Below are 22,820 nucleotides of genomic sequence, written 5' to 3'. Positions count from 1 at the left end.
CCGCGGGGCCCCCCCGCCACCTTCCCAAACACACAAACCCCCCCGGCCGGGGCTTGGTGGGGCTATTGCGGGCCCCCCGCCTGGGGCCCCCGATCTTGCGCGATTCGAAGTCCACCGCCGGTTGAGCTCGTCGAAGCACAGCGGCAGCCGGCCCGACCGGATCGTTCAGTCCTGCTCGTCGAGCCAGAGTGAGACGACGACCTTGCCGGACTCCTGGCTGTTGCGGGCCGTCTGGAACGCCTCCACGATGTCGTCGGCATCGATCACGTGGGTGATCACGCCGGCCAGCTGCGGATGGGCGGCGAGCAGCTCGATCGCCTCGCCGATCTCGTCGTTGAACCGGAAGCAGCCGACGTAGGTGACCTCCTTGGAGACGAACGGCGCCAGGTTCACCCCGATCTCGCGGTCGGGCAGCATGCCCACCTGGGCCACGGTGCCGCCACGACGGGCGGCGGCCAGCGCGGGGCTGATCGCCGGGCCCACCCCGGAACACTCGAACACCACGTCGTAGGCCAGCGCGGGGATCTGATCCTCGCGGACGTTGATGGTGTGGTGAACACCCAGCGACTTGGCCCGGCTCAGCGGCCCGTCCAGGACGTCGGTGGCGGTCACCTCCGCGGCCCCCTTGACGACCGCGGCGGCGGCCAGGCACAGCCCGATCGGGCCCGAGCCGGTGACCAGCACCCTCTTGTCCTCGACGCCGCCGGCCATCGCGATCGCGTGCAGCGCGACGGCCAGCGGCTCGGCCAGCGAGGCCTCCTTCAGGCCGAGGCCGTCGGGCAGCACCCGGATCATGAAGTCCTTGACCACCCGGTACTCGCTCATCCCGCCCTGGGTGTGCGGGGTGGTGGACGCCGAGCCGAAGTAGCTGCCGTTCGGCCACAGGTAGGGACGGTCCTCGATGCCGGGCTCCGAGGTGCCGTAGGTCGCCGGCGCGATGGTCACCCGGGTGCCGGCGGCGAGGCGTCCGGAGGGATCGAGGTCGACCACGCCGGACATCTCATGGCCGGGCACCAGCGGCTCGGTGACCACGAAGGCGCCGTTGCGGCCCTCGAAGTAGTAGTGCAGGTCGGAGCCGCAGATGCCGCCGTACATCATCCGCACCCGCACCTCCCCCTCGCCGGGCTCGGGGATCGCGGCGTCCTCGATGGTGATGTTCTCGGCGGAATGGATCTTGAGTGTCTTCATCGACAGTCCTTTCGGTTGGGTGAGGGCTCAGGCTCGGCGGGCGTCCAGCGCGGCCTTGGCCGCGTCCCGGACCCCGGAGGTGGTGATGATCTGGACGAAGTCGGCGACCCGTTCGGTGAACTCGTCACGCTGGGCGAGCGCCTCGGGGAAGAAGCCGCCGCGGACGATCGCCTCGACGTGAGCGCGGGTCGATCCGGCACCGGCGGTTGCCGCGGCCAGCCGGTCCTTGGCGGGTTCGATCATCGCGGCCGCGATCGGACCCGGATCGAAGCCGTCCGGCGGGCAGACACAGGCGATCCAGCCGGCCACCATCAGCGCCAGCTGCTGCGGCACCTCGCCCAGATCGAGCATCCGCAGCGCCGGATCGGGGACGCGCTGCAGCAACTTCAGCGAGCCGTCCGAACCGACCCGGGCGGTGGCGTCGCCGAGCGCGTGGTTGCTCCATCGGTCGAAAAGTTGCGCGATGTAGGCCTGCGGGTCAAAGCCGGACGGCAACCCGATGCTGGGCAGGTACTCGGTGTTCAGCAGTTCGGTGACGCATTCCCGGACGAAGTCCTGGCCGAAGCTGGAAGGGATCGTCGGCTGGCCGTCCAGGCCACCCAGGTAGGAGATCAGCGAGTGCGAACCGTTCAGCAGCCGCAGCTTGACCAGCTCGTAGGCCTCCACCTCGTCGGAGAAGATCGCGCCGCCCTCTTCCCAGGCCGGGCGGCCGGCGGCGAACTTGTCCTCGATCACCCACATGCTGAAGCGTTCGGCGGGCACCGGGATGGCGTCGGTGAGGCCCAGCAGCTGCTCGACCTTGGCCCGGGTGGCGTCGGTGGTGCCGGGCACGATCCGGTCGACCATGGCGTTGGGGAAGGTGACCTGGGCGGTGAACCAGTCGTGGAAGCCGGACGGGGTCGCGGTGGCCTGCAGGTACTGGCCGACCATCTTGTGCGCGGTGTGGCCGGCCGAGACCAGGTTGTCGCAGGACAGGATGGTGAGCGGGCCGGCATCGTCGGAATAGCGCCGGATCAGCGCGGCACCCAGCTGGCCGATGCTGGTCCGCGGATTCGCCGGATCGGCCAGGTCGGCGCTGATCTGAGCGCCGTCGACGTCCAGATCGCCGGTGACCGGGTGCCGGCAGTAGCCGTTCTCGGAGATGGTCATGGTGACGACCTTGATCGCGGGGTCGGCGATCTGCGCGATCAGCTGATCGGTCTGCTCGGCGGCCACCAACGTCTTGCGATGGACGTCCATCACATCGACCCGCTCACCGGCGCTGGACAGTTCCAGGATCGAGTACAGGTGGTCCTGGGCGTCCAGTGCGCCGACCACCCGCCGGGACCGGTTGGCGACCGCGACGATCCCCCAGTCACCGCCCTGGGCGGCCATCGCCTTCGCGGTGTAGACGGCGGCGTGGGCGCGGTGGAAGTTGCCGATGCCGAGGTGCAGCATGCCCGGCTTCGGGGGTGCGCTCACCCCCAGCACCGATCCGGTGAAGTTGGCTTTGGACAGTGGCTGGGTCATCGTTGATCACCAATCTGTGAGGGTGCCGTCGCGGCGCCGTGCCACGGGCAGGTAGGCGGGTTCGTAGTCGTCGGCGTGGTGCAGCTCGTCGTTCAGAGTGACGCCCAGACCGGGCTCGTCACCGGGTTGCAGGTGCCCGTCCGCAACATGCCAGGCGTGCGGGAAGGCTTCATGGACCAGGTCGGGGTAGCCCATGTATTCCTGGATGGCGAAGTTGTGGACGGCCACCCCGAGGTGAATGGACGCCGCCAGCGAGATGGGCGAGACGTCCGAGGGCCCGTGCGGTGCGGCCCGGACGCCGTGCACCTCGGCCAGCGCGAAGATCTTGCGCAGGTGGCTGATGCCGCCGGCATGCACGACGGCGACCCGGATGTAGTCGATCAGCCGGTTCTCGATCAGCTGCTGACAGTCCCAGATGGTGTTGAACACCTCGCCGATGGCCAGCGGTGTGGTGGTGTGCTGGCGGACCAGCCGCAGTGCCTCGGGGTCCTCGGCCGGGGTGACGTCCTCGAGCCAGTACATGCCGACCGGCTCCAGCGCCTTGCCCAGCCGGGCGGCCTGGATCGGGGTGAGCCGGTGGTGGGCGTCGTGCAGCAGTCCGACCGCGTCGCCGACATGCTCGCGGACGCCGGCGATCACCCCGGGCATCGAGCGCAGGTAGGCCTCGGTGTCCCAGATCTCCTCGGCGGGTGCGGCGGCGCGTCCGGCCGGCTCGTAGACCGTGTTGTCCTTGGTGACGCCGTAGACCACGTCGAGACCGGGCACTCCGGCCTGGACCCTGATGTTCTCGAAACCCGCCTCCCGGTGGGCATCCACCTGTTCGAGCAGGGCGGGCAGGTCCCAGCCGAAGGCGTGCCGGTAGGTCGCCAGCCGATCCCGGACGCGTCCGCCCAGCAGCGCGTACAGCGGCTGCCCGGCCCGCTTGCCGAGGATGTCCCACAGTGCGATGTCGACGGCGCCGATGGCCGCCATCCCGATCGGGCCGCGCCGCCAGTAGACGCCCCGGTACAGGTACTGCCAGGTGTCCTCGATGCGGCCCGGGTCGCGTCCGATCAGCAGCGGGCCGACATGGTCGCGCAGATAGGACGCCACGGCGAGCTCGCGCCCGTTCACGGTGGCGTCGCCGAGCCCGACGATGCCGTCGCGGGTGGTCAGCCGCAGCGTCACGTAGTTGCGCGAGGGGCTGGAAACCAGCACCTCGACGCGTTCGATGACGTCGGGCACGGTTCTACCGATCCACCCGGGCGCCGCCGCCGGCGGCGAGTTTGAGCACCTCGGCCTTGGTGGCCATCGTGGTGTCGCCGGGGGTGGTCATCGCCAGGGCGCCGTGCGCGGCGCCGTACTCGACGGCGGTCTGCAGATCCTGACCGCTGATCAGGCCGTAGGACAGGCCGGACGCGAACGAGTCACCGCCACCGACCCGGTCCAGGATCTCCAGATGCTTGCGGTCAGCCGCCTGCACCAGCCCGGACGCCGCCGACCAGGCCAGTGCGCTCCAGTCGTTGTCGGACGCCGAATGCACGGCCCGCAGCGTGGTGGCGATCACCTGGAAGTTCGGATAGGTGGCGGCCGCGGTCTCGATCATCCGGGCGAAGCCCTCGATCGGCAGTTCGGTCAGATTCTCATCCACGCCTTCGATCTCGAAACCGAGCGAGGCGGTGAAGTCCTCCTCGTTGCCGATCATCACATCGACATACTGGGCGAGTTCGCGGTTGACCGCCTGGGCGCGGGCCTGGCCACCGATGCTCTTCCACAGGCTGGGCCGGTAGTTCAGGTCGTAGGAGACGATCGTGCCGTGCTTCTTGGCCGCCTTCATCGCCGCCAGAGCGGTCTCGGCGCTGGTCTCACTCAGCGCGGCGTAGATGCCGCCGGTGTGCAGCCACCGCACCCCCAGCTCGCCGAAGATTTGCTCGAAATCGACCTCGTTCGGACCGAGTTGCGCGATCGCGGTGTGACCGCGGTCGTTGACGCCCTTCGCACCCCGGACGCCGAAGCCCCGCTCGGTGAAGTTCAGCCCGTTGCGCACCGTGCGGCCCACGCCGTCCGAGGGCGCCCAGTGGACCAGCGAGGTGTCCACCCCACCGGCCATCACCATGCCCTCGATCAGGTGCCCGACCTCGTCGTCGACCAAGGCGGTGATCACACCGGCCCGCTGGCCGAACACCCTGCTCAGGCCACGCACCACGTTGTACTCGCCGCCGCCCTCCCATGCGGTGAAGCTCCGCGCTGTGCGGATCCGGAACTCGCCCGGATCGAGCCGCAACATCACCTCGCCCAGGGCGAGGGCGTCGTAACGGCATTCGTCTGCGGGCCGCAGGGTCAACGGGTTAGTCATCTGGATGCGCTCCTTGTGTCCGGGATCGGGGGTGGGGTCAGCCGATGGCCGCCGCGGCAGCAACCGCTTCGGCACACAGTCGTTGGACCTCGGCGAAGTCGCCGGCGTCGACGGTGCCGGCGGGCACCATCCACGAGCCGCCCACCGCCGGCACGTTCGGCAGCGTCAGGTAGTCGCCCAGGTTGTTCGCCGACACTCCCCCGGTCGGCACGAAGCGTGCACCGGAGAACACCGACGAGAATGCCTTCAACGTGCCCGCCCCGCCGTAGTTCGCGGCCGGGAAGAACTTCAGCGTGGTCAGCCCGGCATCCAGCGCCGCGATCACTTCGCTCGGAGTCACCGTGCCGGGAACGATCGGCACCCCTCGCTCGTTCGCCCGCGCCACCGCGGCCGCGCTGAACCCAGGGCTGACCAGGAAGCGGGCGCCCGCATCGACGGCCAGATCGACCTGATCGGGGGTGAGGACGGTGCCGGCGCCGACCAGCAGGTCGGGATTCTTCGCCATCGTCGCGATTGCCTCGGGTGCCGCCTCGGTGCGCAGCGTCACCTCGGCGACCGGCAGGTCGCCGGCCACCAGGGCATCGGCCAAACCCGCAGCACGCGCGGCATTGCGCACCACAACCACCGGAACGATACGACGGGAGAGAACCTGGTCGAGAAGGTCAGACATTCAGACTCCGTTTCAGCCATTGAAACATGTAGTTCGTTGTATGAAACATCCTGCCACTGATGGTGTCCGATCGACAAGAACCGTTTCGATCAACGACAGGACCGTTGCATTGGGCGAAATGACCGGGCATCATCGGCTCATGACGGAAGGCCCACGGGTCGAGGCCATCGATCGTGCCCTTGCCCTACTCGTCGCCCTTGCAGAGGCTGGTCCCGATGGTGCTCCTTTGGCGACCCTGTCGGCAAGCACCGGCGTCAACAAGTCCACCGCGTATCGCGCTCTGGCCACCTTGCGCGCGCACGGCTTCGCAGCGCAGTCGGAGACCACCGGTGACTACCTGCTCGGCACGGCGGCGATGACGCTCGGTGAGCGCTTCCTCACCCCACAGAGCCTGAGGCAGTCCCTGCACCCCGCGCTGGTCACCCTCTCCCGGGCGATCGACGAACTGGTGCACCTCGGTGTCCTGATCGGCGACGAGGTGTTGTATGTCGACAAGGTGGAGCCCGAACGCGCGATCCGGGTTTTCTCCGAGGTCGGACGCCGCACGCCGGCCGCGACCTCCGCGATGGGACGGGCGCTGCTGGCTGCACGAGGAGTCCCCGACGAGCGGTTGGGCGCCTACCTGCACAACCGGAAGCTGAGCCTCCGGGAACTGGCCGACGCACTGGAGGCGGCTCGTCACCGCGGTTTCGCGACCGAGATGGGAGAGAACGAGCCGGGCGTGGCCTGCCTGGGTGTGGCCGTCGTCCGCGGCACGAACGCGATGGCCGCGCTGTCGATCACGATGCCGTCCGAACGGCTCACCGAGCACCGCCAGAACGAGCTGGCCACCCTGATCGACGAACTGCTGCCGCCACTACTGCCCGACGGCCTGTCGGTCTGGAAGCCTGCTACCGCTGGTTGAGCCTGTCGAAACCCTCACCCACCGCTGGTTGAGCTTGTCGAAACCCTCACCCACCGCTGGTTGAGCCTGTCGAAACCTCACCAGGGTCTCGACAAGCTCGACCACCGGGAGCCGGACAAGCTCGACCACCAGGAATCGGGGCCACCGGACTTAGCGACCTCCGCGCAGCTTCACGATCAGCGCGTCGCGATGGACGACCTCCCGATCGAACTCGGGGCCGCGCTCTTCCACCAGGCGGTGGGTGCTCTTGCCGAGGATGCTGGGCAGATCGGCCGCGTCGTAGTTGACGATGCCGCGGGCCACCACCGCGCCGGACGGGTCGAGCAGACGCACCGGTTCGCCGGCGTGGAAGTCGCCGCGCACGCCGGTGACACCGGCCGGCAGCAGCGACGCCTTGCGCTCCAACACCGCCCGGACGGCGCCCGCGTCGAGCACCAGGTCACCCTTGGCCTGCGAGGCGTAGGCGAGCCACATCAACCGCCGGGACCGCTTCTTTCCGGTCGGCCGGAACAACGTGCCGACGTCTTCGCCGGCCAGCGCGGCGGCGTGATCGTCGAAATGCGCCAGCACCACCGGAATGCCTCCGGCGGTCGCGATCCGGGCGGCCTGGAGCTTGGTGGTCATTCCCCCGGTGCCCACCGCCGAGCCGATCCGGGAGGTGTCCACCTCGAGCTCGTCGATGTCGGCCACCTCGACGATCCGCTCGGCACCGGGCTCCGAGGGGTGCCGGGTGTAGAGCGCGTCGACGTCCGACAGCAGCACCAGCGCGTCCGCGCGCACCAGATGCGCGACCAGCGCGGCCAGCCGATCATTGTCGCCGAACCTGATCTCGTGGGTGGCGACCGTGTCGTTCTCGTTGACCACCGGCACCGCACCCAGCTGCAGCAGCTTGGTGAAGGTCCGCAACGCGTTGCGGTAGTGCGCCTGCCGGGTCAGGTCGTCCACGGTCAACAGCACCTGGCCCACCACCAGCGAGTGCGCCGCGAACAACGCGTCGTAGCGCTCGATCAGCAGCCCCTGGCCGACCGAGGCGGCGGCCTGTTGCCCGGCCAGGTCACGGGGCCGGTGCTTCATGCCGAGCGCGGGCATGCCGGCCGCGACCGCGCCGGACGACACCAGCACGACCTCGTGCCCGGCCCGCCGCAGGCTGGCCAGGGTGTCCACCAGCTGCTGCATCCGTTCGGTGTTCAGGCCACGGCGTTCGGTCAGCGAGGACGAGCCGATCTTGACCACGATGCGCTGGGCATCGGTGAGCTGTTGCCGAAGGCTCACCGGCCCTCCTCGCCGAACAGGTCTGCATCGAACCCGGCGGAACTCTCGTCCGGGCCCTGGTAGCCGTCCTGGGCCACCCGTGTCGAATCCTCGGCCTGCTTCGCCGCGTGGTACTCGGCATCGAGCCGGCGGCGGCGCTTCACCGATTCACGTTCCTCGAACAGCCGCTGGTCCTCGCCGCGACGAGAGAGCAGTTCGGCACCGATCTCGACCTGCGGGGCGAAGTCGAAGACCACCGGATGCTCGCCGGCGCCGATGGCGACGGCGTCGCCGGCACGCGCACCCTGGCGCAGCAGTTCTTCCTCGACCCCGAGCCGGGCGAACCGGTCGGCCAGGTAGCCGACGGCCTCGCCGTTGCCGAAATCGGTCTGCCGCACCCAGCGTTCCGGCTTCTCACCGCGGACCCGCCAGACGAAGCCGCCGTCGCCGTCGCCCTGCCGACGGATGCTGAACTCGGGCCCGCCGGCCACCGGCGCGGGCCGGATCACGATCCGTTTCGGTTCGGGCTTGGGCGCTGCGGCCCGGCGCCGGGCGACCAGGTCAGCCATCGCGAAGGTGAGCGCGCGCAGGCCCTCACTGGTCTTGGTGGAGACGGCGAAGACCGGCAACCCGCGGGCCTCGAGATCGCTGCGCACCATCTCGGCCAGTTCGGCGGCGTCGGCCACGTCGATCTTGTTCAGCGCCACCATCCGCGGCCGGTCCTCGAGTCCACCGTGCGCGGTCAGTTCGCCCTCGATCACGTCCAGGTCGGTGAGCGGGTCCCGTCCGGGCTCATAGGTGGCGCAGTCGATGACATGAACGATCGCCTGACAACGCTCGATGTGCCGCAGGAAGTCGTGGCCCAGGCCGCGACCCTCGGACGCCCCCTCGATCAGGCCCGGCACGTCGGCGACGGTGAACGTGACGTCGCCGGCGACCACCACGCCGAGGTTGGGCACCAGGGTGGTGAACGGATAGTCGGCGATCTTCGGACGCGCCCGGCTGATCGCGGCGATCAGCGACGATTTGCCGGCGCTGGGGAAGCCGACCAGGCCGACGTCGGCGAGCACCTTGAGTTCCAGGGTGATCCGGCGCGTCTCTCCCTCTTCGCCGAGCAGCGCGAAGCCCGGCGCCTTCCGGGTCGCGGACGCCAGCGCCGCGTTGCCCAGCCCGCCACGTCCGCCCGAGGCCACCACGACCTCGGCACCGGTACCGATCAGGTCGGCCAGTACCTCGCCGGTGTCGGCGTCGCTGACGATGGTACCGTCCGGGACCGCCAGGATGACGTCGTCGGCGTTGGCGCCGTTGGCGTGATCGCCCTTGCCGGGCTGGCCGTTCGCCGCCCTGCGCTGGGACTGGCGGTGGTACTCGACCAGCGTGGTGAGGCCCTGATCGACCCGCAGGATGACCGAGCCGCCGTTGCCGCCGTTGCCGCCGTCCGGGCCGCCGAGCGGCTTGAACTTCTCCCGGTGAATGGACGCGCAGCCATGGCCGCCGTTGCCCCCGGCGACCGTCAAGGTCGCGGAGTCGACGAACGAGGGAATGGCCATGGTGAACTTCCAGACATGTGGGTGGACGGTTGGGGATCGCCTCTCATCGTCCCACAGCGGAGCGAAGCGGCCCGCATCGGCCCATCGCCGCCGCCTCCCCTCAGTCCTCGGGCCGCGCCCAGATCGAGTCGTCCGGACGCCGGCGCGGTGGGTCAGGGGTGTGGTGATCGGGGGCGGGCGGTGCCCACGGCTGCTCGGACTCGGCCGGTCCGGCCGCCGAGTGGTCGGTCGGTGGCTCGTCGGTCAGCATCGGCTTGCCCTCCGGCTCGTCCCAGGCCTCAGCGTCCGGCGTTTCGGTCGACTCCTCCAGATCGCCCATCGGGTCGCCCACGCCTCTGCGACGCCAGAGCGCGAACGCCAGCACGGCAGCAGCCGCACCGGCCAGGAAGCCGGCGATGGGCCCGATCACGGACCAGGCCGGGCCCGGGTGATCCAGCGCCTCGGCCCGTAGCCCGTAGGGCCGGATGAACTGCTTCGGATCGCGGAACCGTGCCACGTTGCCGTCGGCCTCACCGTTGGTGTTGGTCACCTGCCCCGGAAATCGGACGGCCAGATCCAGCTCGGTGAAAGTCGACAGCGCCCACCTGTTCGGCGCCTCGACCCCTGGGACGACGGTCAGCGGATTGAAGGTGATGACGAACAACTCCCCGGCGTGGGTCACCGTCAAGTACTCGCGGAGCAACTCGGGATGGACGGTGCCGGAAATCCGGCAGATCCCCGGCTCGTCCTCGTCAGGCTCCGCCGTCACGGTCAGCGGCAGATCTCGCACGCCCACCGCTGTGCAGACGTGCTCGTCCAACCCATGGTTGATCGTCACGTCGATCATCACTTCGTCCGCCGACCGCACGTCGATGACGCCGGACGCCGTGCAACCGGTCAGCAGCACTGCGAACACCGCCACCAGTGCCGCCACCAGGCGCCGAACCCCGATCGACATCGACGCCTCCCCTTCTCCCCGCACCCGCCGTCATCGTTGCACAGGCCCGCAACCCCGAACCGGACCCCGGGGACGGTCTTCCCGGTCACCGGGGCGGTTCTCTTGGTCACCGGGGGCGGTTTTCTTGGACACCGGAGACGGCTCCTTCGGATACCCGCGTCCATCGGTTCGCCGACACGCGTCCGAGCAGCACGAAAGGGGCGGTCCGTCCGGACCGCCCCTTCGTCAAGCTGTGTGTGTTACTCAGCCAGCGCCACGTTGACGACCTTGCGGCCGCGCCGGGTGCCGAACTCCACCACGCCGGCCCGCAACGCGAACAGGGTGTCGTCGCCACCGCGACCCACGCCCTCACCGGGGTGGAAATGGGTGCCGCGCTGGCGAACCAGGATCTCGCCCGCGTTGACGGCCTGACCGCCGAAGCGCTTCACGCCGAGCCGCTGCGAGTTGGAGTCGCGACCGTTGCGTGAGCTGGATGCGCCCTTCTTATGTGCCATCTCGTACTACCTCAGCCTTCGATTCCGGTGATCTTGACCTGGGTGTACTTCTGCCGGTGGCCCTGGCGCTTCTTGTACCCGGTCTTGTTCTTGTACTTCAGGATGTGGATCTTCTTACCCTTGATCTCACCCAGCACCTCGGCGCTGACGCTGACCTTGGCCAGCTTCTTGGCTTCGATGGTGACGGACTCGCCGTCGACGAGCATCAGCGGAGTCAGCGCAACGCTGTCACCCACCGCCGCATCGACCCGGTCGATCTCCAGGACGTCGCCGACTGCAACCTTGTGCTGGCGGCCGCCACTGCGCACGATCGCGTACACGCCTGACCCACTCTCTTCGATCTCAATGAATGCACTGCCCATTCGGACGGGCGGGCCGGAGGAACCGACACTGCCAACGAGCCCACGGGGCACCGAGGATCAAGAATAGGTGGCCAGCCGGAACAGGGTCAAACCGAGCGACGGCGCGGCGCCCGGCCGGTATCGAAAATCGACCGGGCGTCGTGAGCCGATCGCCCTCGGCGCCGAGGGCTGCGCGGCCTGCCTTAGTCGGACGGGGCCTCGACGATGCTGGCGCCGTCGGCCGCCCGCTGCACCGCGGCGCACCCTTCCTTGGCTCCGGCCAGGCTGGTGTACGCCTGCCCGGTGGCGACCACCTCACCGTTGCCGGCCTTGAGCCGGAACCGGAATTTGCCGGCCGCGTCCTGGTAGACCTCGAATTTCCCTGCCATCGGTGCTCCCTTACGCATCAATGTCGGACGGCCATCGTCCGTTGTCATCGTAGAACCGAGGCCGGCGTACGGCTAGGGTCTGCCGCTTGCCGACGCCGGGTGACCGACGACGGCGATTGCGGCAGGATGCTACGGGTGAGCGATCTGGTCTTCGTCCCGCGTCCCGACGGCGAGTTGCCGGTGCGTCGATGGCTGCCGGCCCCCGGTACCGGGCCGGGCGTGCTGGTGCTGCAGGAGATCTTCGGCGTCAGTCCCTACATCGAACAGCGCTGCGCCGATCTGGCCGCCGCCGGTTACGTGGTCTACGCGCCCGAACTGTATTTCCGGCTCGGACTGCCCACCTTCGACGAAGAGGCCCCTGACTACGTGCAACAAGGCATCGCCGGCTCGCAGCGTCTGGACTGGGAGCAGACCACCGCGGACGCCTCGGCGGCCCTCGATGCCTTGCGGGCCGCGCCGGAGGTGACCGGGAAAGTGGCGGTGCTGGGCTTCTGCTTCGGTGGCGGTCTCGGCTTCCAGGTGGCGGCCGTGAACACCCCCGATGCCCTGGTCTCCTACTACGGCTCGGCGATTCCCGGCCTGCTCGACCTCGCTTCCCAGGTGCGCTGCCCGAGCCTGCACCACTGGGGGCTGGGCGACAGCTTCTTCCCGCCCGAGGTCGTCGAGCAGGTGCGCACCGCACTCACCAGCGAGCGCGTGACGTTCCACACCTATCCGGGCGCCGAGCACGCCTTCGACAATCCGCACCCGATGTTCTTCCACGCCGAGGCGTCCGCGCTGGCCTGGACCCGCACCCTGGCGTTCCTCGCCGAACGACTCAGGGCGAGCTGACCCGAGCGGGTCGGTCACCACTCGGGCGGGCCCGATCGCCGATCGTCACGTCCAGGGTTGTCGCGCCGCTCGCGGTCATCGCGCGGACGGGGCTCACTGAGATCCCTGAGCCGGTCGGCCAGCCAATCCCGGGCCTGACCGAGCCCGCGGCCGAGGTCGGAGAAGACCCGGCCCAGGCTCTCGTCGAGCCGGGAGAACTCCTCGCCGTAGTGCCGCGCGGCAGCGGACGCCTCGGCCGACATGCTGGCGTCGGCGTCGTCCTCACGCCGCGGATAGTCGCCGTCGAGCACCGCCTGATAGCTGCCCGACTTGACCCACCGATCCAGTTCACCCGCCCGGACGACCGCGAACGGGTGGGTCTGGGTCTCGACGATCAGCGCCCGCAGCAGCAGATCGCGGACGTCGTCATTGGCGTGATACTCCTGCGCCTGAGCGAGGAACACCTCCGGGTCGAGTTCGTCGATCCGTCCACCGGAGGCCATCTTCATGTGGGCACGCAGTGCCACCTGCGGTTGCTGATCGGCCAGCAGGCCGGCCCGATCGGCCGACAGTTCCGATTTGCGCTGCCATTCCAGCAGCGCCGCCATCACGGCCCGGACGCCGAGCGCGCCCAGCGGTATGGCGAACAGGGTCGTCGACAGTGCCAGCAATGCCGCCAACAGGGTGCGATAGACCGCATGCCCGCTCAGCACGTGCCCGAGTTCATGACCCAGTACGAACCGCAGTTCGTCGTCGTCCATGACATCGATGAGTCCCGAGTTGAGCACGATCACCGGCTTGTCCAGGCCGATCGTCATGGCATTGATGGTCGGATCGGCCCGAATGAACAGTTCGGGCAGCACCCCGGCGTCCAATACCTCGCCGGCCTCGCGGTACAGCCGGTACACCCGCGCGAACTGACGCTCGTCGGCACGTACCGCTGAGCCGAGCAGCAACATGCGCACTGCCCGCTCATTGAGGAATCCGGACAGTTGCTTCAGGATCACATCGAAACCACGCAATTTGCGCAACGCCACCAGGGCGCCGCGATCGGCCGGATGCTCCCAGGCCCGGGAGCTGATGGAAGGCAACGGAATGCGCGTCGGCTCGCTCATGAACTCCAGTCTGCCCTGCCCCTGGTCAGGGCTGACGCGATAGGTTCTGACCACACCTAATCCGGTGAGCAGCGATTTTTCGCTGCGCGGTATCAAGGGGGCACCTGCTGTCTCCTGACGCATGTGGGAACAGGGACGCTGATGGCTGCATCGGATGTGACGGGCCGCCCGGGCGCGACGGAGGAAGTCTCCGTCTGGGTCAGGGCCACCGCGTGCTTCGAGCGCTGGCAGGGCGGCGAGTCGGCCGCCCTGGATGAACTCGTCCGGCTGATGACGCCCGTGCTGTGGCACACCGTGCGGGCCTACGGGTTGAGCCAGGCGGCGGCGGAGGATGCCGTGCAGAACACCTGGCTGGCACTCGTCCGCAACGGGCACCAGGTGGCGCAAGCGGCCGCGATCGGCGGTTGGCTGCTCACCACGGCCCGGCGCACGGCCTGGCGCACCAAGACCTCGGACGGCAAAGCCACCGCGGTCGAGGACACCCAGCTCGCGGCCGGGCTCCCATCGACGGCGGCGGCCGAGACCAGCGCCTTGGAGGAGCTGGCCGGTTCGGCGCTGTGGGAGCACGTCCGGACGTTGGACGAGCGGTGCCAGCGGCTGCTGCGCATCGTGGCCTTCGACGACCGTCCCGACTATGCGGGTCTCGCCCAGAACCTGGGCATGCCCATCGGCAGTATCGGCCCGACCCGGCGCCGCTGCCTCGACAAACTGCGCAGCTCGCTGGAGAAAGGTGGCCAACTGTGAACGCCGAGGACCGTGACCCCCTGTTGGTCGCCATCAACCGGATGTACTCCGAACTCGATCCCCCGCCGGCCGGCCTGACCGAACGGGTGCTGGCCGCCCTGGCCGTCGACGATCTCGACCTGGAATACGAACTGCTCACCATGGTGCACCGCTCCCAGCAACTGGCCGGCGTCCGCAGCGCCGACGACCAGAAGCTGGTGCTCGAGTTCACCGCCGTCGGAATGACCGTGATGTTGCGGGTCAGCCCGGTCGATGCCGGCCATCGCCGGATTGACGGCTGGGTGACCCGCACCGCGGACGCCAGCGGCGACGCCCCCGACCTGACCGCGTCGCTGTGGCAGGAGCAGGGTACCCACACCGCCGGAGTCGGCAGCCACGGCCGGTTCGAGTTCGCCGGCGTGCCCCGCGGGCTGACCCGCCTCGACCTGCTGGCCACCGGTTCCGACAGCGCCTTCCGCACCACGCTCTTCGAAATCTGACCATCGACCGAAGGACCCCGTCGTGAGTGACTACTCCACCCCACCAGACGAGAACGCCGACCAGCCGCGCGCGCCGAAGCGTCCGAAGCGCGATTGGATGGATCGCGACCCGGTGGTGCCGCCGCGATCCCTGATCGAACCCCTCTCGGGTCGGGTCCTGGACCCCGGCACCGCGATGCAGGTAGAGGGGGTCACGCCGAGGCCCACCGTCTACGTGGGGACCTCGCTGCTGGTGGCCATCGACCGACTGGACGATGTGCTGCCGATCCTGGAGAAGGTCGGTGGCCTCAAGGGCTGGACGGTCCGCGTCGACGAGACCTTCGATTCACCCCGGGTCTCCGTGCCGGACCCGAAGAACCCGGAGAACCGGATCACCCTCGGCATGGCCCGGCTGCTGCTGGGCGTCACCCCGGGCGTGGCCGCCTCGTCGCCGGACGCCTGGGTGCTGCTGCAGTTGGCCCGCGCCGAGGCCGGTGTCGAGTCGATGGTCGGCGTCGGCCTGGATCACCTGATGATGACGTCGCCGGTCTGGGAACCGCACCCGGTCTGGGAACCACACCCGGTCTGGGAACCACACCCGGTCTGGGAACCACACGGTGCGCCGGCCAGCTACGGTCGGCAGGGTTCCGGGGGTCGCCAGCCTGTGATGTACGTCGGCGAGCCGCCGGTGCGGCGCGAGAAGTGCGCGGTTCGCCCGCACGTGGCGATCATGGACACCGGCGTCGGCAAGCATCCCTGGCTGGATCGTGTGGTCACCGAGGACACCCCGTCGCTGATCCCGCTCGATCCGAACACCGACCCGGAGATCGGCGGCGACCTGGCCGGGCCCCTGGACGGAGAACTGGACACCAATTCGGGCCACGGCACGTTCATCGCCGGCCTGATCCACCAGGCCTGCCCCGACGCCGACATCTACTCCTGGCGGATCGTCGACTCCGAGGGCCCCGTCCCCGAGAACCGGGTGCTCACCGCGCTGATCGGCCTGGTCGGTCTGGTGCAGAAGTACCACGACCGGGAGGAGGGCGGCCTGCGGATCGACGTGTTGAGCCTGTCGCTGGGGTTCTTCCACGAGTCCGAGGACGACACGCTGACCGAGCACCTGCTGGGCGGCCTGCTCGGGGCTCTCGGCGTGATGGGCGTCACCGTGGTCTGCGCGGCTGGTAACGAATCGACCGCGCGGCCTCAGTTCCCTGCCGCGCTCGGCCCCTGGCGTCCGGATCAAGGCGAAGCGGAGAAGGTGGATGCCTTCCGGCTGCCGATCGTAGCGGTCGGCGCTCTGAACCCGAACGCGTCCGAAGCGTTGTTCAGCAACACCGGTCGATGGGTGCGGGCGTGGGCGTCCGGCGCGTCCGTGGTGAGCACGATGCCCCCGTTGCAGGGCGGCTACCTGCCCCGGGCACGGATCAAGTACGACGGCCATATCCGCGAGGACATCGACCCCGATGACTTCACCGGCCAGTTCGCGGTGTGGAGCGGGACGTCCTTCTCGGCACCGCTGGTGGCCGGCCGGATCGCCCAGCATCTGTTCCGCACCATGCCCGCCGATGAGGAGAAGCATCGGGCGACCGTGAAGGACCGGGCGTGGGTTGCTGTCACTGCGGTGTCAGACATCGTGGCACCATGAGGGGATGCTGAGCGCCCTCGAACTGCATGAGCGGGCGAGGGTCGCCAGCCGCGCCTGGCGCTTCAACCAGGCTCGGCAGCTGTTGCTCAAGGGTCTGGAACGTGCTGAGTCCGACGCCACCCGGGCGATCCTGGAGGGAACGCTCGGCTTCGTCGAGGCCGAACTGGGCGACAAACATGCCGGACTCGCCCTGATTGATTCCGCCCTCAAGCAGCGCGACGTCCTTCCCGACACCGAGGTGGGCAAGCTGTACGCGCAACGCGCCCTGCTGCGCACCCGGCTCGGCGAGGTACGGCCCGCACTCGTCGACTACGCCGAGGCGATGCCGTTCCTGGACGGCGAAGAACTCGGCCGGGCGCATATGAACCGCGGAACGCTGTACCTGTTCCAGCGCGCGATCCCCGAGGCTCTCGCCGACCTGGAGGAGGCCGTCCGGGTCTTCGAGGAAGCGGGTCTGACCCAGCTGGCCAGGAAAACCCGGCACAACCTGGGCTATTCGGCAATGATGTCCGGTCAACTCGTCCGCGGCCTGCAACTGATGGACGCGGCCCAGCCCGTGTTGCGCGCGGAATCGCTCCAGTTGGCCGCCATCTCCGATCAGGATCGCGGGGAGGCGCTGCTCGCCGCCGGCATGCACGACGAGGGCCGCCAGCATCTCGAACGGGCCGCCGTCCTGTTCGGACGCAAACGCTGGATCCGTGCCCAGGCCGAAGCCGAACTGGTGCTGGCCCGCACTTGGGTGGTCGACGACCCGACGCTGGCCATCCGCTGGGCGCGCCGCGCCGCCCGCCGGTTCCGCAGCCTCGGCGTCCCGGCCTGGTCGCTGTACTGCGAGGCCGTGGAACAGGCCGGACGGATCGAGAGCGGACGCGGTTCGGCCGCGGTGGCCCGGCAGCTCGCCGATCGGCTGGCCCGTCAGGGGATGGGCCGGGACGCGGCCTGGATGCGGGTGTACGCGGCGAAGGCGGCCGCCGCCGTGGGCGAGCCGGTACCGCGGGTGCGGGTGCCGTCCGATGCCGGGTTGCAGACCCGGCTGCTCGGCTACGAGGTGCGGGCGCTCGCTCAGCGCTCCCCCGGCACGGCGCTGCGCGTGCTGCGCGCCGGGCTGGACGAGTTGCACCAATGGCAGGCGAACTTCGGCAGCCTCGACCTGCAGACCGCGACCGTGGGCCACGGTGAACGACTCGCCGAGCGCGGGCTCGCCCTTGCCGTCGGCACGGGAAAGCCGCAGCTGGCCTATGAGTGGGTGGAGTGGCTCGACGCCGTCTCCACCCGGATCGTCGCGCTGCGTCCGCCGGCCGATCCTGAGGCATCCGCGGACCTGACCGAGCTGCGAGTGCTGGCGCAACGGCGTCCCGAACCCGGCACCGCGGACGCCGCCCGCCAGACCGAACTGCTCGACCGGGTGCGCCGGCGGGCCTGGACCGACCGGGGCTCGGCGACCGTGCAGCCGATCGTGCCGTTCGACCGCTTGCAGGCCGAGCTCGCCTCGACCGGAGCCACCCTGCTGGCACCGCTGGCCGCCGACGGGTGGGCCTGGATGCTGCTGGTCACCGACCGGGCCGCGGAGGTGGTGCGGCTGGCGCCCACCCAGGTGATCCGGGAGGCGCTGTCCGGGCTGCCGGCCGACCTCGACATGGCGGCCGCCGACCTGCCGCCGATGATCGCGCAGAGCGTGCTGGCCGGCCTGCGCGAGCGTGTCGCCGGGCTGGACAGCACCCTGCTCGGCCCGGTGCGGGAGAAGCTCGCCACCCGCCGGATCGTGATCAACCCGACGGGCATGTTCTCGGGTATCGCCTGGACGCTGATGCCGACGCTGGCCAGGCATGCGGTGACGATTCCGCGCAGCGCCTCGGAATGGGTGACCAAACGGGCCTCCCCGCACGAGTTCGCCAGTGCCGGACTGGTCGCCGGCCCGCGACTGGCCCGCGCCGAGCACGAGGTCTCGGTGGCGGCCACGCACTGGCCGGACGCGGTGGTGCTGACCGGCACCGACGCGACGGCGTCCCGGGTCGGCGAGCTGGCCGGACGCGTCGACCTGCTGCATCTCGCCGCGCACGGCCACCACGTGGCCGACAACCCGCTGTTCTCGACCCTGGAGCTGGTCGACGGACCCTGGTTCGGCTACGACCTGGACCAGCTGCCGCAGGTGCCCGAGACGGTCATCCTGTCGGCCTGCGAGGTGGGTGCCACCACCATCCGGCGCGGCGATGAGCTGCTCGGCCTGACCACCGCCTGGTTGCATGCCGGCGCACGGTGCGTGATCGCCTCCCCCACCAGCGTGTCGGACGAGGTCGCGGCGGCCATCCTGCCCGACATGCACGCCGAACTGGCCCGCGGTCTGCCGCCGGCCGACGCGTTGGCGTCCGCGACCGCCCAGCACTCGGATCTGCTGTCCACCTTCCAGTGCTACGGCGCCGGGTGGTGAGTTCCCAGGACGAAGTCCGCGACAGAGGTCACCAGGGTCCGCTTCAGGCGTTCGGCACCGGCACGGTCGGCCCTGCTCCGGGGCCCGAACGAATGGGCGCCGGATACCGCGACCACCTGGGGCTGTGCTCCCCCGGCCTCCGCGGCGGCGGCGCGTACGTCCTCCGGTGAGCCGAACGGGTCGCGCTCGCCCTGGATGACGAGCACCGGCCCGGCCACTCCGGCCAACTCAGCGATCCGGGAGTTCTCCGGTTTGCCGGGTGGATGCAGCGGGAACGCCAGGCAGACGACGCCGGCCTGTCGTTCGTCGAAGCATCGGCAGGCGACCCGGGCGCCGGCGCTGCGTCCACCTACCCACAGCGGCACCCCGGGATACTCCGCCAGCATGCGGTCCAGTGCGGGACGCCAACCCTCGTCCAGGATGGGCGGACGCGCGGCGACCCGCTTGCCGGCCACCCGCCAGGGCTGTTCGTGCAGCACCACCACGATGCCGCGCGAGGGCAGCTCGGCGGCCAGTGTCACCAGGTCGAAGGCATGGGTGCCGCCACCCGCCCCATGCCCCAGCAGCAGCACCGCGCGCGGGTCGTCCGGGGCATGCACGGTGAGCCGCGACGGGCCGTGCGGCGTCCTGACTGTCGGCAGCTTCATGACAGCATTCTGGCGTCCGCGAAGGCGGTTCGGGGCACCTGTCACTATGGGCGTATGGACGTGACCTGGATCGGGGCCGCGCTCGGCGTGGCGGTGTTGCTGGTATGGGCCTGGCGGGCCCAACGGCGGAAGTTCGCCGACGAGATGTTCGCCGGGGTCGTTCCCGGCCTGACGCCGCTCGGCGGTCAGGCGGAAACCCGCGTACCGGTACCGGGCGGCAGCGAGTACAGCGGCGAGGTCGCGGTCGCTTTCAACCCCCCTCGTGGCGTCGGACCAGGACTGGCCGGCACCGTCGTGGACGGCACCCCCGAGAACCGCGACGTGATGGCCACCATCGTCGACCTGGCCGCCCGCGGGCATCTGAGCATCACCGTGGTGGAGAGCCCGCAGGCCCGCGGCGGCAAGGACTGGGAGCTGCACGTCGCCGACGAGCCGCCCGCCGATCCACTCGATCCCATCGAACAGCAGTTGCTGGGCGATCTGTTCCTGGCCACGCCCGACGTCCGGCTGTCCGAGCTGCCGGCCCAGGGCAATCGTGCGTTCGGCGACTTCCAGTACACCCTGGCGAACGCCTCCTACGAGCGCGGCTACTTCCGCCAGGTCACTGGGATGCACCCCGTCCGGGTGGTGTGGATAGCGGCCGGCCTGTTGTTGCTGATCGGTTTGGCCACGAGCACCGGTGCCGCGATGGCGGCCGGGGCGGTGGCGGCCCTGGGCGGCGCGCTGATCGGCACCCGCACCGCCCAGCGACCGGTGCGCAGCGCCGAGGGCACCGCCCTGCGCATCCAGACGCTGAGCTTCAAGCGCTACCTGGAGACCGCCGAGGTCGAACAGTTCTCCTACGAGGAGGCGGCCGGCATCTTCTCCAAGTACCTGCCCTGGGCGATCGCCCTCGGGGTCGCGGATCACTGGGTGAAGGTGTTCGGCGATCTGGCCGCGCAGGCTCGCGCCGACGGCTACGACGACGGCTTCGACCTGGTTTGGCTAGGGGTGATGGGCTGGGGCCTGCACGATGCGATGTTCACCCTGGCGATGTTCTCGGCAATGGACGGCTTCGACGGCATGGGCGACGTCGGCTCGCTGGGCGACGCATTCGGCGATGCCGGTGGCATGTTCGACGGTGGCACGATGGACAGTCTGGGAGCCGATGCCGGAAGCGCGTTCGGCGACTCGGGCGGGTTCGACGGCGACTTCTCCTCGGTCCCCGACGGCGGTGACTTCGGCGGCGGGGACGGCGGCGGCTTCGGCGGCGACTGGGGTGGGTTCGGCGGCGGCGACTGGGGCGGGTTCGGCGGCGACTGACCCCGTGCGGCAGGCCAGAATGTCGCCATGAGAGTCACCACCTGGTCGTTACAGATGCTCCAGCCTGCAGCGGGGGCACCGCGTCCGCTACCTGAGGGCGTCCGGTTGGAACGGGCCGACGGCATCACCCCCGAATACGCCCGCTTCCTCTATGCGCTGGTGGGCGGCAACTGGTACTGGCTCGACCGTCTCCGCTGGTCGCGGGAGCAATGGGCAGAAGAACTGGCGATACCGGGCCGCGAGTTCTGGGTGCTGTACGGCGACGGCGTGCCGCTGGGCTACGTCCATCTGCACCCGGTCGTCGAGCCGGACGGCACCCATGTCGAGATCCGCTATTTCGGGCTCGCCCAGCCGGGTCTCGGACGGCGTCTCGGCGGCCTGCTGCTGGAACACGGCATCGCCGCGGCATGGTCGATCCCGGAGCGTTCGGAGCTGCCCGCCGTCGTCCGGGTCTGGGTGCACACCTGCACCTTGGACGGTCCCGCGGCGCTGACCAACTATCAGGCTCGGGGTCTGGAGGTCTTCGCCACCGAACAGACCGAGGAGGAGCTGCCCGAGACTGCCCCGGGTCCCTGGGTAGCCAGCGGCGGACCGGCGTCCAGCGAGCAGTGATGCCGGCCGCGTTGTCCGCGCAGCATCTGACATGCTGAACCTGCCCGGACGCTAGAAGGAGCGGAATGGACTTCCACAATCTGTACGCCCACGGTTTTGCCCGGGTGGCGGCGGCCACATTGCCGATCGCCATGGTGCAGCCCGAGGTCAACGCGGCCGCGATCCTGGAGCAAGCCCGCGAGTTGGACGCCGAAGGCGTCGCGCTGGCCGTCTTCCCCGAGCTGTGCCTGACCGGGTACTCGATCGAGGACCTGCTGCTGCAGGACGTGGTGTTGGACGCCGCGGACGCCGCGGTGGCGTCCATCGTCGAAGGCTCGGCGGATCTCGGCACCGTGCTGGTCGTCGGCGCTCCCCTGCGCAGCCTGCACCGCATCTACAACTGCGCGATCGTCATCCACCGCGGGCAGATCCTCGGCGTGGTGCCGAAGTCGTACCTGCCCACCTACCGGGAGTTCTACGAGCGCCGGCAGATCGCCCCCGGCGACGACGTCACCGGTGAGATCCGGGTGGCCGGGGTCGACGCCCCGTTCGGTCCGGATCTGCTGTTCGCCGCCGACGACGTCCCGCATTTCGTGCTTCATGTCGAGATCTGCGAGGACATGTGGGTGCCGATCCCCCCCAGCGCCGAGGCCGCGCTGGCCGGTGCCACCGTGCTGGCCAACCTGTCCGGGTCGCCGATCACCGTCGCCAAATCGGTCGAGCGGCATCAGTTGTGCGGGGCGAACTCGTCACGTTGCCTGGCCGCCTATGTCTACGCAGCAGCCGGTGAGGGCGAGTCGTCCACCGACCTGTCCTGGGACGGGCAGACGATGATCTACGAGAACGGCACGCTGCTGGCCGAATCGGAGCGCTTCCCGAACGGTCCGCGGGCCTCGATCGCCGACGTCCATCTCGGCCGACTGCATCAGGAGCGGCTGCGGATGGGCACCTTCGACGACAACCGGCGCGCGCATGCCGAACGTCTGGACGGCTTCCGCTGGGTCTCCTTCACGCTCGGTGCGCCGTCCGGCGATCTGGGGCTGAGAAGGGACGTCGCGCGGTTCCCGTTCGTGCCGTCCGACCCGGACCGGCTCGCCCAGGATTGCTACGAGGCGTACAACATCCAGGTCAGCGGGCTGGAGCAGCGGCTGCGCGCGATCGGGCAGCCGAAGCTGGTGATCGGCGTCTCCGGTGGCCTGGACTCCACCCACGCGCTGATCGTGGCCGCCAAGGCGATGGACCGGCTGGGCCGCCCGCGCACCGACATCCTCGCCTTCACCATGCCGGGCTTCGCCACCTCCGACCACACCAGGAACAACGCCACCCGGCTCGCCGAATCGCTGGGCGTCACCTTCGCCACCCTCGATATCACCGGCACCGCCCGCACCATGCTGGCCGAGATGGACCATCCGTTCGCCGAGGGCGAGCCGGTCTACGACATCACCTTCGAGAACGTGCAGGCCGGGCTGCGCACCGACTACCTGTTCCGGCTGGCCAACCAGCGCGGCGGCA

The 22,820-nt window shown here is 69.7% G+C and carries 22 protein-coding genes; 9 read left to right on the top strand and 13 right to left on the bottom strand.

Going from position 1 to position 22,820, the window contains the following annotated elements; all coding sequences use genetic code 11:
* Positions 1-165: 165 nt before the first annotated feature.
* From Q0066_RS01065 to eda, 5 genes are read right to left on the bottom strand one after another with little or no spacing between them, the layout of a single operon-like run.
* Positions 166-1,188, bottom strand: coding sequence for an L-idonate 5-dehydrogenase (locus Q0066_RS01065; protein WP_298129198.1), 1,023 nt, complete (start codon positions 1,186-1,188; stop codon positions 166-168).
* A 27-nt stretch (positions 1,189-1,215) separates the two neighbouring features.
* Positions 1,216-2,697 (bottom strand): mannitol dehydrogenase family protein, encoded by a 1,482-nt coding sequence (locus Q0066_RS01060; protein WP_298129196.1) that lies wholly within the window; start codon positions 2,695-2,697, stop codon positions 1,216-1,218.
* Positions 2,698-2,703: 6 nt separating this feature from the next.
* A complete protein-coding gene (manD, locus tag Q0066_RS01055; protein ID WP_298129195.1) occupies positions 2,704-3,921 on the bottom strand; it encodes a D-mannonate dehydratase ManD in 1,218 nt (405 codons plus the stop codon).
* Positions 3,922-3,925: 4 nt separating this feature from the next.
* On the bottom strand, positions 3,926-5,032 hold the full coding sequence (locus Q0066_RS01050) for a sugar kinase (protein WP_298129193.1): 1,107 nt from the start codon (positions 5,030-5,032) through the stop codon (positions 3,926-3,928).
* A gap of 37 nt (positions 5,033-5,069) precedes the next feature.
* Positions 5,070-5,702: a bifunctional 4-hydroxy-2-oxoglutarate aldolase/2-dehydro-3-deoxy-phosphogluconate aldolase gene (eda, locus tag Q0066_RS01045; protein WP_298129191.1), complete on the bottom strand. Its 633-nt coding sequence runs from the start codon at positions 5,700-5,702 to the stop codon at positions 5,070-5,072.
* A 139-nt stretch (positions 5,703-5,841) separates the two neighbouring features.
* Here eda and Q0066_RS01040 point away from each other — a divergent pair, with 139 nt between their 5' ends.
* On the top strand, positions 5,842-6,606 hold the full coding sequence (locus Q0066_RS01040) for an IclR family transcriptional regulator (RefSeq protein WP_298129189.1): 765 nt from the start codon (positions 5,842-5,844) through the stop codon (positions 6,604-6,606).
* A 150-nt stretch (positions 6,607-6,756) separates the two neighbouring features.
* Here the strand turns inward: Q0066_RS01040 and proB are convergent, their stop codons facing one another.
* The 6 genes from proB to Q0066_RS01010 all read right to left on the bottom strand — a co-directional run bounded on the left by proB (position 6,757) and on the right by Q0066_RS01010 (position 11,568).
* The gene (gene proB / locus Q0066_RS01035) at positions 6,757-7,878 is read right to left on the bottom strand and encodes a glutamate 5-kinase (RefSeq protein WP_298129187.1); all 1,122 of its coding nucleotides are present in this window, start codon (positions 7,876-7,878) and stop codon (positions 6,757-6,759) included.
* The gene (gene obgE, locus Q0066_RS01030; RefSeq protein WP_298129185.1) at positions 7,875-9,407 is read right to left on the bottom strand and encodes a GTPase ObgE; all 1,533 of its coding nucleotides are present in this window, start codon (positions 9,405-9,407) and stop codon (positions 7,875-7,877) included. The genes proB and obgE overlap by 4 nt, the downstream gene beginning before the upstream one ends.
* Before the next feature lie 100 nt (positions 9,408-9,507).
* Positions 9,508-10,344, bottom strand: coding sequence for a hypothetical protein (locus Q0066_RS01025; protein WP_298129184.1), 837 nt, complete (start codon positions 10,342-10,344; stop codon positions 9,508-9,510).
* A gap of 239 nt (positions 10,345-10,583) precedes the next feature.
* Complete coding sequence (gene rpmA, locus Q0066_RS01020) at positions 10,584-10,838, bottom strand: 50S ribosomal protein L27 (protein WP_298129182.1); 255 nt, start codon at positions 10,836-10,838, stop codon at positions 10,584-10,586.
* An 11-nt stretch (positions 10,839-10,849) separates the two neighbouring features.
* A complete protein-coding gene (gene rplU, locus Q0066_RS01015) occupies positions 10,850-11,158 on the bottom strand; it encodes a 50S ribosomal protein L21 (protein WP_298129180.1) in 309 nt (102 codons plus the stop codon).
* Positions 11,159-11,382: 224 nt separating this feature from the next.
* Positions 11,383-11,568 (bottom strand): DUF1508 domain-containing protein, encoded by a 186-nt coding sequence (locus tag Q0066_RS01010; protein WP_298129179.1) that lies wholly within the window; start codon positions 11,566-11,568, stop codon positions 11,383-11,385.
* Positions 11,569-11,703: 135 nt separating this feature from the next.
* Between Q0066_RS01010 and Q0066_RS01005 the strand changes: the two genes are divergently transcribed.
* Complete coding sequence (locus Q0066_RS01005) at positions 11,704-12,399, top strand: dienelactone hydrolase family protein (RefSeq protein WP_298129177.1); 696 nt, start codon at positions 11,704-11,706, stop codon at positions 12,397-12,399.
* 14 nt (positions 12,400-12,413) lie between these two features.
* On the opposite strand, the gene Q0066_RS01000 is transcribed toward Q0066_RS01005, so the two are convergent.
* The gene (locus Q0066_RS01000; protein WP_298129176.1) at positions 12,414-13,493 is read right to left on the bottom strand and encodes a M48 family metallopeptidase; all 1,080 of its coding nucleotides are present in this window, start codon (positions 13,491-13,493) and stop codon (positions 12,414-12,416) included.
* A gap of 141 nt (positions 13,494-13,634) precedes the next feature.
* On the opposite strand from Q0066_RS01000, the gene Q0066_RS00995 reads away from it, so the two are divergent.
* The 4 genes from Q0066_RS00995 to Q0066_RS00980 are packed head-to-tail and all read left to right on the top strand — an operon-like array spanning position 13,635 to position 18,768.
* On the top strand, positions 13,635-14,237 hold the full coding sequence (locus Q0066_RS00995) for a sigma-70 family RNA polymerase sigma factor (protein WP_298129175.1): 603 nt from the start codon (positions 13,635-13,637) through the stop codon (positions 14,235-14,237).
* Positions 14,234-14,716: a hypothetical protein gene (locus Q0066_RS00990; RefSeq protein WP_298129173.1), complete on the top strand. Its 483-nt coding sequence runs from the start codon at positions 14,234-14,236 to the stop codon at positions 14,714-14,716. The genes Q0066_RS00995 and Q0066_RS00990 overlap by 4 nt, the downstream gene beginning before the upstream one ends.
* Positions 14,717-14,738: 22 nt before the next feature.
* Positions 14,739-16,340 carry a S8/S53 family peptidase gene (locus Q0066_RS00985; protein ID WP_298129172.1) on the top strand — a complete coding sequence of 534 codons (1,602 nt, stop codon included), beginning with the start codon at positions 14,739-14,741 and terminating at the stop codon, positions 16,338-16,340.
* A gap of 4 nt (positions 16,341-16,344) precedes the next feature.
* Positions 16,345-18,768 carry a CHAT domain-containing protein gene (locus Q0066_RS00980; protein WP_298129170.1) on the top strand — a complete coding sequence of 808 codons (2,424 nt, stop codon included), beginning with the start codon at positions 16,345-16,347 and terminating at the stop codon, positions 18,766-18,768.
* Here Q0066_RS00980 and Q0066_RS00975 read toward each other — a convergent pair.
* Positions 18,750-19,415, bottom strand: a complete 666-nt coding sequence (locus Q0066_RS00975; protein WP_298129168.1) for an alpha/beta family hydrolase — start codon at positions 19,413-19,415, stop codon at positions 18,750-18,752. The genes Q0066_RS00980 and Q0066_RS00975 overlap by 19 nt on opposite strands.
* Positions 19,416-19,469: 54 nt before the next feature.
* Between Q0066_RS00975 and Q0066_RS00970 the strand changes: the two genes are divergently transcribed.
* The 3 genes from Q0066_RS00970 to Q0066_RS00960 all read left to right on the top strand — a co-directional run.
* The gene (locus Q0066_RS00970) at positions 19,470-20,717 is read left to right on the top strand and encodes a DUF2207 domain-containing protein (protein WP_298129166.1); all 1,248 of its coding nucleotides are present in this window, start codon (positions 19,470-19,472) and stop codon (positions 20,715-20,717) included.
* Between the two features lie 27 nt (positions 20,718-20,744).
* Positions 20,745-21,329 carry a GNAT family N-acetyltransferase gene (locus tag Q0066_RS00965; RefSeq protein WP_298129164.1) on the top strand — a complete coding sequence of 195 codons (585 nt, stop codon included), beginning with the start codon at positions 20,745-20,747 and terminating at the stop codon, positions 21,327-21,329.
* A 65-nt stretch (positions 21,330-21,394) separates the two neighbouring features.
* On the top strand, positions 21,395-22,820 hold a 1,426-nt coding region (locus Q0066_RS00960), incomplete at its 3' end, for an NAD(+) synthase (protein ID WP_298129162.1).

The organism is Micropruina sp. (assembly GCF_027492755.1).
In the GTDB taxonomy this organism is placed as follows: Bacteria; Actinomycetota; Actinomycetes; order Propionibacteriales; family Propionibacteriaceae; genus Micropruina.
Note: the sequence above shows the minus strand (reverse complement) of the source record. Positions and strands in the feature narration are given on the sequence as shown.

Coding starts and splice junctions, on each gene's coding strand:
- Q0066_RS00975 (WP_298129168.1), bottom strand. CDS start 19,415: ATGAAGCTGCCGACAGTCAGGACGCCGCACGGCCCGTCGCGGCTCACC.
- Q0066_RS00965 (WP_298129164.1), top strand. CDS start 20,745: ATGAGAGTCACCACCTGGTCGTTACAGATGCTCCAGCCTGCAGCGGGG.
- Q0066_RS01040 (WP_298129189.1), top strand. CDS start 5,842: ATGACGGAAGGCCCACGGGTCGAGGCCATCGATCGTGCCCTTGCCCTA.
- Q0066_RS01010 (WP_298129179.1), bottom strand. CDS start 11,568: ATGGCAGGGAAATTCGAGGTCTACCAGGACGCGGCCGGCAAATTCCGG.
- eda (WP_298129191.1), bottom strand. CDS start 5,702: ATGTCTGACCTTCTCGACCAGGTTCTCTCCCGTCGTATCGTTCCGGTG.
- obgE (WP_298129185.1), bottom strand. CDS start 9,407: ATGGCCATTCCCTCGTTCGTCGACTCCGCGACCTTGACGGTCGCCGGG.
- Q0066_RS00980 (WP_298129170.1), top strand. CDS start 16,345: ATGCTGAGCGCCCTCGAACTGCATGAGCGGGCGAGGGTCGCCAGCCGC.
- Q0066_RS01050 (WP_298129193.1), bottom strand. CDS start 5,032: ATGACTAACCCGTTGACCCTGCGGCCCGCAGACGAATGCCGTTACGAC.
- Q0066_RS01025 (WP_298129184.1), bottom strand. CDS start 10,344: ATGTCGATCGGGGTTCGGCGCCTGGTGGCGGCACTGGTGGCGGTGTTC.
- Q0066_RS00995 (WP_298129175.1), top strand. CDS start 13,635: ATGGCTGCATCGGATGTGACGGGCCGCCCGGGCGCGACGGAGGAAGTC.
- Q0066_RS01060 (WP_298129196.1), bottom strand. CDS start 2,697: ATGACCCAGCCACTGTCCAAAGCCAACTTCACCGGATCGGTGCTGGGG.
- Q0066_RS00970 (WP_298129166.1), top strand. CDS start 19,470: ATGGACGTGACCTGGATCGGGGCCGCGCTCGGCGTGGCGGTGTTGCTG.
- Q0066_RS01065 (WP_298129198.1), bottom strand. CDS start 1,188: ATGAAGACACTCAAGATCCATTCCGCCGAGAACATCACCATCGAGGAC.
- Q0066_RS01000 (WP_298129176.1), bottom strand. CDS start 13,493: ATGAGCGAGCCGACGCGCATTCCGTTGCCTTCCATCAGCTCCCGGGCC.
- rpmA (WP_298129182.1), bottom strand. CDS start 10,838: ATGGCACATAAGAAGGGCGCATCCAGCTCACGCAACGGTCGCGACTCC.